The sequence below is a fragment of the Arthrobacter sp. AD-310 genome, assembly GCF_054656615.1.
The window spans coordinates 104,609-118,368 of record NZ_BAAHNO010000012.1 but is presented as its reverse complement, the minus strand read 5'-3'; the positions used below and the strand labels follow the sequence as shown (position 1 = coordinate 118,368).

Sequence of the window (13,760 nt, the reverse complement as noted above, 5' to 3'; positions counted from 1 at the left end):
CCCCCCCCCCCCCCCCCCCCCCCCCCCCCCCCCCCCCCCCCCCCCCCCCCCCCCCCCCCCCCCCCCCCCCCCCCCCCCCCCCCCCCCCCCCCCCCCGCCCCCTGCCCAACAACCTGATGCACCCGTCACCGTGACCAGGAAAAAACACCAGCCGGGCGGCTGAATGTTAAGCATGCTTAGTGTTGATCCACTTAGGATGGAAAAAGCACGGCAGCCCACCGCTGCAGGTCGATTTGAATGAAGGTGACCATGGCCCAGCGCAGCAATCCCGCAGTACGAATCGCACAGGAAACCGCCCACAACGCGGTCTTCGACGCCGACGGCAAGCCTAAACCGGGCGTGCACAACGCCCTCCTGAAAGCGGTGGAAATCCAGCGTCCACTGGTCCTCGCCTACATCCGCAGGCTGCAGAAGAAGCACCCCCGGGCCACCGCGGCGCAGCTGGCCGACATCCTGGAGCGGGACTACCTGCGTGCCGTCACCGGCGGCGGGGCCGCCGTCGGGGCCACCGCCGTCGTGCCCGGCGTGGGGACCGTGGCCTCGCTGGGGCTGTCCGCGGCGGCCACCGTGGGTTTCCTGGAGGCCACAGCCTTGTACGCCAGCGCCATGGCTGAGCTTCACGGCATCCGCCTCACCAACCCCGAAAAGGCCAGCACCATGGTCATGGCCCTCATGCTGGGTGAGGAAGGCACAACCCTGCTCGGAACGCTCAGCGGGCAGGCGGCGGGTAACGGGGTAAACGCCACCAAGGCCTGGGGCAGCGTCCTGTCCAGGTCCATGCCGATGCCGGGCTTCAGCTCCATCAAGAGCAGGATCCAAAAGGCGTTCCTCAAGAACCTCATCAAGCGGCAGGGCACTGCGCTGTTCGGCCGCGCCCTGCCGTTCGGCATCGGCGCAGTGGTGGGCGGAGCCGGCAACCTCATAATGGGCCGGGCCGTGGTGGCGAACGCCAAGGAAGCGTTCGGGCCCATGCCGGACACCATTCCCGGCGAGCTGGACGTGAAAGCCGGAAACCCCCCGACACTCGAAGGCAGCCCGGCCACGCACTGATCCGCACCGGCTAGCCGAAGATCAGGTGCGCCACCGTGAAGATCGCCAGCCCGGCCAGGGAGCCCACCACGGTGCCGTTGATCCGGATGAACTGCAGGTCCTTGCCGACCTGCAGTTCGATTTTCTGTGAGGTTTCCTCCGCGTCCCAGCGGGCCACCGTGTCCGTGATGACCCCGGCGATGTCCGAGCGGTACGTGCGCACGAGGTAGCCCGCGGCGTCGCCGATCCATGCGTTGACCTTGCCGGCCAGTTCGGGGTCGTTGACCAGCCGGGAACCGAAGTCCCGGACCGCAGCCTTGAACTTGATGGTCAGTTCGCTGTTGGGGTCGTCCACGGCACCCAGCAGGGCGTTCTTCACCGTGCCCCAGGTGCGGGAGGCAAGTTCGCGGACCTCGGGATCGCCCAGGACCTGGGCCTTGAAGTCCTCGGCGCGGGCGATCATGGCAGGATCGTGCTGCAGGTCCTGGGCGAGGTCGTTCAGGTACTTGTCGATGGACTGGCGGACCTGGTGGTTCGGGTCGGCCTGCACGGCCCGGACGAACTTGAGCATTTCGACGTACACCTTGTCGCCCACCAGCCCGTCCAGGAACTGCGGCACCCAGGTGGGGGAGCGGTCGGAGACGAGTCGGGAGACCGTCTCGTGGTTGTCGTCCACCCAGTCGGCGGCGCGGTCCACCAGCAGGTCCACCAGCTTGTGGTGGTGTCCGTCATGGAAGATCCGCTCGGCCATCTTGCCCACCGGCGGCCCCCACGGCGGAGCGAGCAGATGCTTGCGGACCATCGCCTCGATGACCGCCTGGACGTCGTCGTCGTTCAACACCTTGAACGCGCCGCGGATGAGGGCCGCGCCTTCCTTGGCCACCCGGTCGGCGCCGTGCGGCGTGGCCAGCCATTGCCCGGCCCGGCGGGCGATGTTGACGCTGGCCAGCTTCTCCTGCACCACCTGCTCGGACAGGAAGTTGGTTTCCACGAACTCGCCCAGGGAGGCGCCAATCTGGTCCTTCCGCCGCGGAATGATCGCGGTGTGCGGGATCTTGATGCCCATGGGGTACTTGAACAGGGCGGTGACGGCGAACCAGTCGGCCAGCGCTCCCACCATGCCGCCTTCCGCTGCGGCGCGCACGTACTGCAGCCACGGGTACTCCTTCTGCAGCGCGAAGGCGAAGACGAAGATCACCGCCATGGCGATCAGCAGCCCCAGCGCCACCAGCTTCATTTTCCGCAGCGCTGCCGCCTTGTCGGCGTCACCGGTACCGAACGGGCGGCCGACGACGGCGGCACCTGGCTGCGCGTCTCCCGTCGCCGGGCGTGCGGGCTGGGCCGGGGCTTCCTGGGTAGTTGGCTCAGAGTTCACCTGCATGTGCCAAGCCTAGCCCCGCAGCAGCCGCCCGGTCGGCTACCGTGTCTGCATGACAAATGAGGAGCAGGCTCCCCGGCGGCCGCTGGTCTTTGCGCACCGGGGCGCCAGCGCCGCGTTCGCCGAACACACCCGCGCCGCCTACCTGCAGGCTCTGGCGGACGGCGCCGACGGTGTGGAATGCGATGTCCACTTGACCCGCGACCAGCACGTGGTCCTGCTGCATGACGCCAACCTCGACCGGACGTCGGACGGGACCGGGCCGGTGGCGGACCGCACGTTGCGCGAGCTGCGCCATCTCGACTTTTCCTCCTGGAAGGGCGCGCGGATCCCGGAGCTGTACGGTGCCCGCTCCGAACAGCTCCTCACCCTGCCCGACCTCCTGGACATCCTGCGGGGCGCCGGCCGCCCGGTCAGGCTCGCCATCGAGCTCAAGCACCCCAGCCCGTACCAGCTCAAGCTCGAGGACCGGGTGCTGGACCTGCTGCGCAGGGAAGGGTGGGATCCTGCCAGCTCAACCCTGGACAACATCGCTGTGACCTTCATGAGCTTCAGCCCCGATTCCGTCCGGTACCTGCTTCACTCCGTCGCGGCGGAATACGTCTGCCAACTGGTGGACGACGTCACGATCCACGAGATCCGTGGCGGGCTGGGCCTCGGACCGATTACCGGAGGGGCCATCGCCAACCTGATGAAGGCCACCCAGCTCGAGGCCGAGCGGATCCTGGACGGACGCCTGGTGCGGCTCGCCGGGCCCGGCATCGACTACCTCCGCGGGCATCCCGCAAAAGTCCGGCGCTGGTTCGACTCGGGTCGCCGCTTCCGGGTGTGGACCGTGGACTCGGTCGCCGACGTGGCGCTTTGCCAGGACCTGGGCATCCACGAAATCACCACGAACGTACCCGCCAGGGTCCTTGGCCAGCTCCGCGCGGCCTCACCCCAGGGGCGTTAGTCTCCGGGCAAGGGAAGGCAGGCAGGGCATGGGCAGTGAAGCCAGGGCCGACGGCGGCCCGCGCCGCTGGTGGGCAGGTCCCCTGGACGTCGAGGGGCTCGCCCTGGGCGCCGTCCGCGCCGCGGCGGACGCCTTGGACCTGTACACCGGCAGGCCGGGGACGTTCAGCACGACCCCGGCACTGACCGCCGCCGCTTTCGACTCGTCCGGGTATCTGCGCATCGCCGGGCGGAAACTGCAGGGGTTTGCCCCGCTCTCCGGCTTCCGGCGGACCCGGGACGGCTGGATCCGGCTCCACGCCAACTACCCCCACCACGAGCAGCGGCTGCTCAGGGCGCTCGGTATCCAGGCGGCCGGGGCCGGCTCCCCGGATCACGTGGATGCTGCGCTGCAGGACATGACGGCGCTGGAGGCCGAGGCAGTGATCCAGGCGCATGGCGGGATAGCCGCCGCAGTCCGCTCCCGGGACGAGTGGCTGGACTCCGGGATGGGCCGGGCTGCCGGTGAAGGCCCCTGGATCGCCCTCAACCCTGCCGCGGGGGAGGCCGGCGGCATCGGCCTGCAGGCGCCGGGAGAAGCGGTGGTTCCCGGGCTGGAAACACCGCCGCCTCCGGATGCCGGCACCGATCCCGGCCGTCCCCTCGCCGGCATCCGGGTCCTGGACCTCACCAGGGTGATCGCCGGGCCCGTGGCCACCAGGTTGCTTGCCGCCCTGGGCGCGGACGTCCTGCGCATCGACCCGCCCGGAATGCCCGAACTTCCGGACCAGTTCGCGGACACCTGCTTCGGCAAACGCAGCGCCGAGGCAGATTTGGGCGTGCCCGGCGTCCAGCTCCGGCTGCGGGAATTGCTCGCGGGCGCCGACGTGGTGGTCACCGGCTACCGGCGGGGCGCCCTGGACCGTTTCGGGCTGGGCGCTGCGGAGCTGCTGGCGGGACGGCCGGACCTGGTGGTGGTGACACTCAACAGCTGGGGCGCGGCGGGGTCCTGGAGCGGGTTGCGCGGCTTTGACAGCATCGTCCAGGCTGCGGCCGGTATTGCCCACCTGTACGGCGGCACGGCCCTGCAGGGCAGGGCGGGCGACGCCGGTTCAACGGACGACGGCGGGTGGCGGCCGGGTGCCCTGCCCGTCCAGGCGCTGGACCACGCCACCGGGTACGGGACGGCCGCCGCGGCCGTCCTCCTCCTCGCCGCCCGCCGTCGTACTGGCCTGGGCGGGACTGCCCGGCTCTCGCTGGCCCGGACCGCCGAGGAACTGTTCGCCCTTCCGGACGTCCCTGCGGAACCAGGAACGGTGCCGGCTCCCGCGTACCGCACCATGCCCAGTTCCTACGGCGAGCTCCGCTACGTTCCGCCGCCGCTGTTGGCGGCGGGCCGGCAACTCGACTACGGAACGCCGCCCCCGCCGTACGGGAGTTCAGCGCTCGCCTGGTCCTGACCGTGGCGCGGACGGACCAGGCGGCGGTTTATCCGCGCTGCAATCCCTGTGATTGAGTAAAGCCATGCTTTCCTCCCCGCCCGGCCGTGCGGCCCACAACACCCGTTCCCTGCCGCGGATATGAAGCTGCTGGAATCACCGGCGGTGCGCGTGGGACTGTCCATCAGCATCGCCACCGGGCTGTACGGCATCTCCTTCGGGGCGCTGTCCGTCACCTCCGGGCTTAACCTCTGGCAGACCATGGCCCTCAGCCTCCTGTTGTTCAGTGGCGGCTCCCAGTTCGCCTTCATCGGTGTGGTGGGAGGCGGCGGTTCCGGCATTGCAGCCATGAGCGCCGCGACCCTGCTGGGCATGCGCAACGGCATCTACGGGATGCAACTGAACGCCCTGCTGCGGCCCGCAGGCTGGCGCAAATATGTGGGAGCGCAGCTGACCATCGACGAATCCACGGCCACGAGCACGGGCCAGTCCGACCCCGCCGAGCAGCGGCGCGGATTCTGGGCTGCCGGCATCGGCATCTACGTGCTGTGGAACCTGTTCACGCTCATCGGCGCCCTCGCCGGCAGCGGCCTGGGTGACCCGAAGCAGTGGGGGCTGGACGGCGCCGCCGTCGCCGCGTTCCTGGCGTTGCTGTGGCCGCGGCTCAAGGGCCGGGAGCCCCTCGCCATCGCCGTGGTGTGCGCGGTGGCCACCGTGGTTGCAGTCCCGTTCGTCCCGGCCGGGGTACCCATCCTGGTGGCCGCCGTGGTGGCAGCGTTGATTGGCTGGTACAGCCACGGACGCAGCGACGAAGGGCTCGAACCCGATGTTGACCCCTACCGGGAGCATCACGGACACAGCCACAACGAACGGCACGGGCACGACGGCGGCCGGCGCCGCGGGCACAACGGCACCGTCCCGGGGGCGGGCGCATGAGCCTCTGGTTTTGGCTGTTGCTGGCGTGCGCCCTCGCCTACGCCTGGAAGCTGGTGGGCTACTTCGTCCCCGCCCGGTTCCTGGAGGATCCGCGAATGTCCCGTATTGCCGGCACGATGACCATCGGGTTGCTCGCTTCCCTGACTGTGGTGAACGCGGTGGCTTCAGGGCAGGCACTGGCCGCCGATGCGCGGCTCGGTGCCCTGGCCACCGCGGCGATCGCACTGGCGCTGCGGGCCCCGTTCCTGGTGGTGGTCCTGGCCGGGGCAGGCACCGCTGCCCTGCTGCGGATGCTCGGCTGGAACTGAAGCCGGACCTGAAGGCCCGGGCGCCGGGCGGCCCGAAGATAACAGGGTGGCATCGGCCAGGTCCAGCTGTTGCGTGCGGCTGTACTATGAAAACGGCTATGCAGTTGGCCACGGAAGATCAGTCACACGAACATCTGTGAACGGCGACCATGGACAATCAGCTGCACATCGCCGGCGGGAAAGCCGGCAGGCCCCGCAAGGGCGCCCGGCGCCGGGCGGGGCTTCCCGTCAAACGCTTTTACGCCCACTTCTCCAGCTTGTCCGAGGTTCCGCCCGAGGACCTGGAACTGCTCGCAGAGAGTCTTCACGACGGTCTGGACCTGAATTCCGCGGCCCCCGTGTTTGAACTGCAGGCGCTGGTGCGGGAGGAGATGCGCAGGAGGGACGAGACGGGCGGCTGACGCCGTGTTGAGGCCGCCGTTTCGAGTTCAAGCCGCCGTTTCAGAGGCGCCATTTGCAGCGCCGGGGCCGGGCGGCGGTCCGGTTATGCCACAGTCCGGTTATGCCACCCCGTGGGCGGCGCCATCCGGGGCAGCGGCCCTGCGGCAACTCTCCTCGACGCCCAAGTCATACCAGGCCTGCGCCCCGAATTCCGGTTCCGGCGTATCAAGGTTCTGGTAGAGCGCGTCCAACAGGTCTGCCAGTTCACCGGCTGACAGCGTGGGAAGGATTTCTTCAGGGTCCCGTGGGTCATTGAGGTAATGCAGGAGTTTGGAAGTGTTCATCGTGCTGTAGCCGTCTGCGGGCCGTAATGCAGGAACTGCTTCATGGGGGAGCTCCACGATGGAAGTGCATAGGCTGGCTGCGTAACCCTCTTGAAGTCTATTGCACCAAGCTTCACGCCCACAATGGTCCTTCCCCGGGGTTGGCCCGGTGGCAGCGAGTGCCGGGGCGCTAGCCGGGTTCCGGCTCCGCCCTGGCCGCGGCTGCGGTCGTGGCGGCAGGTACCGGCACATGGGCGGGCAGCGGACGGTCAGGCCGGACGGTCCGGATGGCGTCTTCGACGAGGGCCAGCGGACGGCGCCACGCGTCGGACCCCGGCTCCATCGTGTCCACCACACCGATCAGCATGGCGAGCAGGCGGAACATGTCGGTCATGGAAATGTCGGCCCGCAGGCTTCCCTGTCCCTGCCCCCGGACCAGGAGGACGCTGATGGATTCCATCAGGGACCCGGTGATGCCGGTCAACAGCTCACGCCGGCCGGCAACGGCACCCAGCAGGTTGGCGTCCGCGCTCGAGGCGGCCATCAGGGCCTCCATGACCCGGAACAGTCCGGCGGCGCCGTCGATGTCGGCGAGGGCGCCATCGACCACCGGGTCGACGGTGAGCCGCAATTGCCGGTTGAGCGCGGCGAGGACCAGTTCCTCTTTGTCGGCGAAATTCCGGAAGAGGGTTGCCGGGCCCACGCCCGCGGTGGCTGCAATGGTCTGCAGGGGGACTTCCGGACCGAACTCCCGGAAGCACTGCCGCGCCGCTGTGATGATCTTGTCCACGTTCCGCGCTGCGTCGGCACGAAGGGGTTTGCGGGCGACTGCGAGGCTCATGCCCAAAAGGTTAGCAACGCCGTTGCGGGGCTTCACCGTTACTGGAGGGTAGGCGCTTATGTGACGGCGGCACGGCGCCGGACGGCGGTGCGCTGCCGCCGTCCGGCCGGCGGCAGCGTGGCAGACTGGGGCTATGCTGCTTGCTTTTTCTGTTGCCCCTTCAGGTGTCCCGGCCGGGGGTTCCCGGCCTGATGATGCGTCCGTTCACGACGCCGTTGCGGCCGCCGTCAAGATCGTCCGGGAGTCGGGGCTTCCCAACCGGACGGACTCGATGTTCACCACGATTGAAGGCGAATGGGACGAGGTCTTCGACGTCGTCAGGCGCGCTACGGAGGCCGTGGGACGCTACGGCAGCCGGGTGTCCCTGGTGATCAAGGCGGACATCAGGCCCGGCTACACGGGTGAGCTCACTGGCAAAGTGGAGCGCCTCGAATCGGCGCTGGGGGAGGGGTCCCAGGCCCCGGTTCCGGAGCGTTAAACGCCTGCCAAATCCTCTGGACCCACAAGTCCGGCCGTGCCAAACTGTGGCAATGTTCGAGCATAAACCACGGCCGGAGTGGACGGCGGCGGAAGAGTTCCTCACCCGTGTGGTTGTACACCCGGATCCTGCGATGGAGCAGGCGATCCGTTCCGCCGCGGAAGCAGGCATGCCGGCCATCGAGGTGGCACCCAACGCGGGCAAGCTGCTGAAGCTCCTGGTGCAGTTGTCGGGCGCCCGGCGCGTCCTGGAAATCGGAACTCTGGCCGGTTTCAGCACCATCTGGATTGGCCGCGGCCTGCCCGACGACGGCACGGTGGTCACGTGCGAATTCCTTCCCAAGCACGCGGAAGTGGCGTGGGCGAACATCGATTTCGCCGGCCTGGGCGAGAAGGTCGAGATCCGCCTGGGGCCGGCACTGGAGACGCTGGCGGCGCTGGAGGAGGAGGGCCGCGAGCCGTTCGACTTCATCTTCATCGACGCGGACAAGGAAAACAACAGCAAGTACCTGGACTGGGCGGTGCGGCTTGGCAGGCCGGGCGCCACCGTGGTCCTGGACAACACTGTCTGGGAGGGAGCCATCCTGGACCCGGACATGGACCCCGTGAACGCCCCCGGCATCCTCAATGCGCTCAAATTGATGGGCGAGCATCCCCGGCTGGATGCGACGGTCATCCAGACCGTGGGCTCGAAGGGCTGGGACGGATTCGCCCTGGCCCGGATCAGCTGATGCGCGCTGACCCGGCTCTGTGGGCCGCGGTGGCAGCAGCCAATTGCTAAGTATGCTTAGAATTGGGCTGTTGGAAGCCAGCCGCCAAGCAGCACAGGAGGATCACGATGAAAGCGTCAACCACTCTTGCCGGGAACCTGCAGAAGGTGCTCACGGATCTGATCGAGCTGCACCTGCAGGGAAAGCAGGCTCACTGGAACCTGGTGGGGACGAACTTTCGCGACCTCCACCTGCAGCTCGACGAAATCATCGCGGCCGCGCGGCTGTTCGCCGACCAGACGGCCGAACGGATGCGGTCCCTCCACGCCCTTCCCGACGGACGGAGCAGCACGGTTTCCGCGGACAACCGCCTGGACGAATTCCCCGAGGGGCTGACGTCCACCAAGAACACGGTCAAGCTGATCACGGACAGGCTGGAACGGACCGTCCAGACCATGCGTGATGTGCACGACGAAGTGGATGAGGAAGATCCCACCAGTGCCGACCTGCTGCACGCGGCCATTGAGCGGCTGGAGCAGCTGGCCTGGATGGTCAACGCCGAAACCATGGCTCCGAACGCTGCGGTGACGGAACCGGCCGACAGCTAATTGGCGGACCAGCATGAGCCCGGCGCCTGCCCGGGCCCGGTAAGCCATGCCCACAGGGGCGAAGGATTGCCCCAGCCGGTGCTTTTCGCGTCCACGCCGGACCAGGTGTCCCCCTGGACGCCGCTGCTGACGGCTGTGCGCGGGGCCGCGGGCGATGTCCCACGGCTGCTGGAGCTGGCCAGCGGAGCAGGACAAAGCTGGCCGCTTCCGGGCAAAGGAAAGACCGTCCTGCTCTGGGAACTGCTCGCTTCCGTGTCCGCCGTGGACGTGGCGGCGGGCCGGATATTCGAACCGCATCTGGATGCCTTGGCGATTATCAGCCAGGCAACCGTCGACTCTCCTGATTCCGGGTTTCCGGATGGAACGTGGGGAGTGTTCGCCGCCGAGCGGGCGGGAATGCGGCTCACTGCTGTAGGCGGGGACGGGCATATCTCGCTCGACGGAGCCAAGCCGTGGTGTTCGCTGGCACAGCTGCTGTCCCACGCCGCCATCACGGCCCACACGGACGACGGCGGCCGGGCGGCCTTCGCGGTCGATCTCCGCCATGGCGGGGTTGACGTGGAAGACGCGGGCTGGGTTGCGCGGGGGCTTCAGGAAGTCCCCAGCGGCACAGTCCACTTCCGCCAGGTGCCCGCCACACCCCTGGGCGGGACCGGCTGGTACACCGGCGTCCAGGCTTCGCCTGGGGCGGTATGGCCGTCGCCGCATGCTGGCTGGGTGGGGCCGTGGCAGTCGCGCGGGATTACCGGCAAGGCCTCCTCACAGGTTCCGCGGCGGGCCGCGAGCCGGACCAGGTGGCGCTCGCGGGCCTGGGCGAGGTGGACCGCCTCCTTTCCTCGGCCATGCATTGCCTGGCACAGGCCGCGGCACGGATTGACGGCAATCCCGGCGTTGCGGCGGGACCCAGCGCGTGGAGCGGGGCGCAGCGTGTACGCGGGACTGTTGCGGCCGCCGTCGAACGCATCCTGCAGGTGGTCAACACCAACCGGGGACCCGCGCCGCTGGCCTTCGATGAAACCTACGCCAAGCGGACGGCCGACCTGGCCCTCTATATCCGGCAGCACCACGGCCAGCGGGACGACGCACAGTTGGGCGCACTGGCCCTGGCCGGTGACTGCCCGTGGTGACCTTTTCGCACGCGGACGCCGGGACAAGCGAGGCTGACTGGGCGGCGTCGGGCCTGCCCGCTGCCCCCGTACTGGCCCTCGACGCGGCCGGTCCGCATACCGTTCGCCTGGTGGTCCTGGCTGCCCACCCGGACGACGAAACGCTGGGCGCCGGCGGGCTCGTCGCGTCGCTGCTGGCTGCGGGAGCGGAAGTGGACGTCATACTGTGCACAGCCGGGGAAGGCTCCCATCCGGCGTCGCCCACGCACTCGCCCGCACAGCTTGCTTCGATCCGGCTGGAGGAATTCGCCGCTGCCCTCGCCGCACTGGGCCTTGGCCCGGAGCACTGGCACTTCCTTGCCCTGCCGGACCGTGGCCTTGATGGGCACGCATCCGCCATCACGGACGCCATCCGGAAGGCCATTCGCCGTCTCCCCGTTCCTCCCGGCCGGGTCGTCCTGGTTGCGCCGTACCGCGCGGACGGACACGCCGACCATGACGCACTGGGCGCCGTGGCTGCGGAGATCGCCAGGCAGGGTGGCCACGGCCTGCTGGAGTATCCGATCTGGTACTGGCACTGGGCCCGTCCCGCCAGCCCTGACTGGCAGGACTGGGTGCGGTACCCCCTGGATCCAGCCGCCCGGGCCACGAAAGCGCGGGCCATGGCTGCGCACGCAACCCAGATCCGCCCGCTTTGGTGCTGCTGGGCGAAGGCTTCCTGCAGCATTTCTCCCGCGGCTATGAGATGTTCGCCTGGACCCCGCCCCGGCCGCACGGGCAGGATGCCCACAGCAGCGCTGATGCCGAACGCATTTTCGACCGCGTCCACGGCCGGGACGACGACCCCTGGAACTACACCTCCAGCTGGTATGAGCGGCGGAAGCGGGCCCTGACGCTGGCGGCCCTCCCGGTGGAATCCTATTCGGCAGCGCTGGAGATCGGGTGTTCGATCGGGACGCTGACGGCCGACCTGTCCCCCCGCTGCCGCAGCCTGCTCGCGGTGGACGCAAGTGGTATCGCAGCAGGGCAGGCGGCCGAGCGCCTGGCAGGCAGTCCGCACGTCAGCGTCCGGCACATGGTGGTTCCCGCCTCCTGGCCGGAAGGATCGTTTGACCTCGTGGTGGTGTCCGAAGTGGGCTACTACCTGGCCCCGGACGAATTGTCCGCCCTGTGGGACCGCATCCATGAAACCATGCTGCCTGGCGGAACGCTGCTGCTCTGCCATTGGCGCCATCCGGTGGAGGGCTGGCTGCTGGACGGTGAGGCCGTCCATGCTTCGGCAAGGGAACGGCCGCACTGGCAGTCAGCAGGACTATACCGGGAGCGCGACTTCATCCTGGAGGTATTCACCGTGGACAGCGCCCCACCTGCGGGCCGTGCATGAAAATCCTGGGCTACGGAAGGGGCCCCCGGCACAGCCCCTTCCCGGACAGCCCGCAGGCAAGCCGGATTGAGCGGGTGGGAGTTGTTGTCCCCGCCCATAACGAGGAACAACACCTGGAGCGCGCACTGACGTGCGTGCAGGCCGCCGCCGATGTCCTCCAGGCGGCCTATCCGCAGGTGGCCGTCCGCGTGGTCGTTGTCCTGGACGCCTGCACGGACGGATCCAAGGACCTGGCCTGCGGATTCTCCGCTGTGGACCCCCGGTTGGAAGTCATCGAGGCGGGCCACCGGAGCGTGGGAAAAAGCAGGCGGACCGGAGTCCAGGCCCTGCTGCGGAAGGAATCCGCCGGCGGTGTTCCGGCCTCGCGGGTCTGGATCGCCAACACGGATGCCGACAGCAGGGTGCCGCGGCATTGGCTGGCACGGCAGCTGGAGCTCGCTTGTGCCGGCGCGGATGCTGTCCTCGGCTCCGTTGAGCCGGAGGCCGACGGGATGGATCCGGCCCTGCTCAGGCTGTGGCACTCGCGGCACCGCCTGGAGGAGGGGCACACGCACATCCATGGGGCGAACCTTGGTGTGCGCGCCTCCGCATACCTTACCGCCGGAGGTTTCCCGTCATGCGAATCCGGTGAGGACCGAAACCTGGTGGAGCGGCTCCGCCTGGCAGGTGCTGCCGTCTACGCCACGGACACCACCCGGGTTGTCACGTCGGGGCGGCTGCAGGCCCGGGCCCGCCGGGGGTTTGCCGGCTATCTTCTGGCGCTCGCCCGGGAGTGTGCCGACGCGCCTGCGGGACAAGCGCCATAGTAGACCGCGCCGACGCCGACAGGAGTTGATGGCATGGAAAAGGGTGCTGCTGCCTGTGGCAACAGCACCCTTCAGTCCTTCCTGGTCCCGTTTCCGGAAGGCCTAATCTTCTTTCCGGAAGGCGTCCTTAACCTTCTCGCCGGCCTGCTTCAGGTCGGCCTTTGCCTGGTGCATCTGGCCTTCGGTCCGGAGGCTTTCGTCATCCGTGGCCCGGCCGGCTGCCTCTTTGGCCTTGCCGCCCAACTTCTCGGCGGCGTTATCGATCTTGTCATCCAAACCCATGGTGTTGCTCCCTTCGGCTGGTGGCCGGTGAAATACGCTTCCGCCGGCCATAGCCCCATGCTAGCCAGCCGGGCTGCGCTTCAACAGGGCCGCAGCGCCGGCGGGCCTGCACTCCGGGTCCGGGAGGGTCAGACCAGTGGCGGAGCGCTGGCCACGATGTAGTCCGCGGCAGCGGGACCCGTCATGGACAGGTTGTTGCTGTCCGGATTAATTCCCTGGTCCGTCAGCGCCTCCCACAGCGCATCGGGTGGTTGCAGTTGCGCTTTGTGGATCAGGCACCAGCTGGTGTAAAGCCCGTAGAGCTCGTCGCGTCCGAGGCCCAGTCCGGGCTCCCTGTCCGGGACGACTGCTTCGGCAAGAAAATCTTCAAAGTGTGTAGCAGGCATGTCCGCTCATTTAGGGTCGACAGTGATCCCGCCGTATCTGCTTCAGCGGCCCTGCCGGCACCAAAACGGAGCCAGCAGAGTAGTCATGAAGGTAAAGCAGCCGTGATCACTTTGTCCAGTTACGGGACCCTTAGGTCTTTCCATTCAGGCGAGGGGGCCGACGGCGACTGGGGGGACTGGCCTCGGTCTCAGAAGAGGCCATCTCACCGCCGGCCCCGCCTTGATCCCGGGCCCCTTGTAAACCCGGGAAACTTCAACTGGACCTGTCTTTAATTTTCCCCCATCTTGCCGGTCCTGCCTAGTACTTCCGAATGTCCCTGTACTTGCGGAAGTTCCAGTACCTGCGAAAGTCCCCATGGCACGGCAAGAGGCGCAGGGGCTGCCGCAGGTATGCAAAGCGGCCGCTGCGCCTCTGGTGAAGCCGGCTCTCCCGTCG

General features: G+C 68.4%; 18 protein-coding genes. 13 read left to right on the top strand and 5 right to left on the bottom strand.

Annotated features, from left to right (window positions below; genetic code table 11):
* Positions 1-249 precede the first annotated feature (249 nt).
* Entirely contained in the window at positions 250-1,050 is an 801-nt protein-coding gene (locus ACYQ1Z_RS09465; protein WP_459792265.1) for a hypothetical protein, read from the top strand.
* Between the two features lie 10 nt (positions 1,051-1,060).
* Here the strand turns inward: ACYQ1Z_RS09465 and ACYQ1Z_RS09460 are convergent, their stop codons facing one another.
* On the bottom strand, positions 1,061-2,410 hold the full coding sequence (locus tag ACYQ1Z_RS09460; protein WP_459792259.1) for a DUF445 domain-containing protein: 1,350 nt from the start codon (positions 2,408-2,410) through the stop codon (positions 1,061-1,063).
* Positions 2,411-2,459: 49 nt separating this feature from the next.
* Between ACYQ1Z_RS09460 and ACYQ1Z_RS09455 the strand changes: the two genes are divergently transcribed.
* The 5 genes from ACYQ1Z_RS09455 (at position 2,460) to ACYQ1Z_RS09435 (ending at position 6,421) form a co-directional block, all read left to right on the top strand.
* Positions 2,460-3,359, top strand: coding sequence for a glycerophosphodiester phosphodiesterase (locus ACYQ1Z_RS09455; RefSeq protein ID WP_459792258.1), 900 nt, complete (start codon positions 2,460-2,462; stop codon positions 3,357-3,359).
* A 28-nt stretch (positions 3,360-3,387) separates the two neighbouring features.
* Positions 3,388-4,797 (top strand): CoA transferase, encoded by a 1,410-nt coding sequence (locus ACYQ1Z_RS09450; RefSeq protein ID WP_459792257.1) that lies wholly within the window; start codon positions 3,388-3,390, stop codon positions 4,795-4,797.
* A 120-nt stretch (positions 4,798-4,917) separates the two neighbouring features.
* Complete coding sequence (locus ACYQ1Z_RS09445; RefSeq protein ID WP_459792256.1) at positions 4,918-5,712, top strand: AzlC family ABC transporter permease; 795 nt, start codon at positions 4,918-4,920, stop codon at positions 5,710-5,712.
* Positions 5,709-6,020, top strand: a complete 312-nt coding sequence (locus tag ACYQ1Z_RS09440) for an AzlD domain-containing protein (protein WP_459792255.1) — start codon at positions 5,709-5,711, stop codon at positions 6,018-6,020. Before ACYQ1Z_RS09445 ends, ACYQ1Z_RS09440 begins: the two co-directional genes overlap by 4 nt.
* Positions 6,021-6,169: 149 nt before the next feature.
* Positions 6,170-6,421 carry a hypothetical protein gene (locus tag ACYQ1Z_RS09435; RefSeq protein ID WP_459792254.1) on the top strand — a complete coding sequence of 84 codons (252 nt, stop codon included), beginning with the start codon at positions 6,170-6,172 and terminating at the stop codon, positions 6,419-6,421.
* A gap of 99 nt (positions 6,422-6,520) precedes the next feature.
* Here the strand turns inward: ACYQ1Z_RS09435 and ACYQ1Z_RS09430 are convergent, their stop codons facing one another.
* Positions 6,521-6,745, bottom strand: coding sequence for a hypothetical protein (locus ACYQ1Z_RS09430; protein WP_459792253.1), 225 nt, complete (start codon positions 6,743-6,745; stop codon positions 6,521-6,523).
* Positions 6,746-6,914: 169 nt separating this feature from the next.
* The gene (locus ACYQ1Z_RS09425; RefSeq protein WP_459792252.1) at positions 6,915-7,565 is read right to left on the bottom strand and encodes a TetR/AcrR family transcriptional regulator; all 651 of its coding nucleotides are present in this window, start codon (positions 7,563-7,565) and stop codon (positions 6,915-6,917) included.
* Positions 7,566-7,698: 133 nt separating this feature from the next.
* Here ACYQ1Z_RS09425 and ACYQ1Z_RS09420 point away from each other — a divergent pair, with 133 nt between their 5' ends.
* The 7 genes from ACYQ1Z_RS09420 (at position 7,699) to ACYQ1Z_RS09390 (ending at position 12,656) form a co-directional block, all read left to right on the top strand.
* Positions 7,699-8,043, top strand: a complete 345-nt coding sequence (locus tag ACYQ1Z_RS09420; protein WP_459792251.1) for a thiamine-binding protein — start codon at positions 7,699-7,701, stop codon at positions 8,041-8,043.
* A gap of 52 nt (positions 8,044-8,095) precedes the next feature.
* Complete coding sequence (locus ACYQ1Z_RS09415) at positions 8,096-8,773, top strand: O-methyltransferase (RefSeq protein WP_459792250.1); 678 nt, start codon at positions 8,096-8,098, stop codon at positions 8,771-8,773.
* Positions 8,774-8,880: 107 nt separating this feature from the next.
* Positions 8,881-9,360 carry a Dps family protein gene (locus ACYQ1Z_RS09410; RefSeq protein ID WP_459792249.1) on the top strand — a complete coding sequence of 160 codons (480 nt, stop codon included), beginning with the start codon at positions 8,881-8,883 and terminating at the stop codon, positions 9,358-9,360.
* 725 nt (positions 9,361-10,085) lie between these two features.
* Positions 10,086-10,487, top strand: coding sequence for a hypothetical protein (locus ACYQ1Z_RS09405; RefSeq protein ID WP_459792248.1), 402 nt, complete (start codon positions 10,086-10,088; stop codon positions 10,485-10,487).
* The gene (locus ACYQ1Z_RS09400; protein ID WP_459792247.1) at positions 10,484-11,359 is read left to right on the top strand and encodes a PIG-L deacetylase family protein; all 876 of its coding nucleotides are present in this window, start codon (positions 10,484-10,486) and stop codon (positions 11,357-11,359) included. The genes ACYQ1Z_RS09405 and ACYQ1Z_RS09400 overlap by 4 nt, the downstream gene beginning before the upstream one ends.
* Positions 11,278-11,850 carry an SAM-dependent methyltransferase gene (locus ACYQ1Z_RS09395; protein WP_459792264.1) on the top strand — a complete coding sequence of 191 codons (573 nt, stop codon included), beginning with the start codon at positions 11,278-11,280 and terminating at the stop codon, positions 11,848-11,850. Before ACYQ1Z_RS09400 ends, ACYQ1Z_RS09395 begins: the two co-directional genes overlap by 82 nt.
* The gene (locus ACYQ1Z_RS09390; protein ID WP_459792246.1) at positions 11,847-12,656 is read left to right on the top strand and encodes a glycosyltransferase family 2 protein; all 810 of its coding nucleotides are present in this window, start codon (positions 11,847-11,849) and stop codon (positions 12,654-12,656) included. Before ACYQ1Z_RS09395 ends, ACYQ1Z_RS09390 begins: the two co-directional genes overlap by 4 nt.
* A 102-nt stretch (positions 12,657-12,758) precedes the next feature.
* On the opposite strand, the gene ACYQ1Z_RS09385 is transcribed toward ACYQ1Z_RS09390, so the two are convergent.
* Positions 12,759-12,938: a CsbD family protein gene (locus tag ACYQ1Z_RS09385; protein ID WP_459792245.1), complete on the bottom strand. Its 180-nt coding sequence runs from the start codon at positions 12,936-12,938 to the stop codon at positions 12,759-12,761.
* Between the two features lie 128 nt (positions 12,939-13,066).
* The gene (locus ACYQ1Z_RS09380) at positions 13,067-13,324 is read right to left on the bottom strand and encodes a hypothetical protein (protein ID WP_459792244.1); all 258 of its coding nucleotides are present in this window, start codon (positions 13,322-13,324) and stop codon (positions 13,067-13,069) included.
* Between the last annotated feature and the right edge of the window lie 436 nt (positions 13,325-13,760).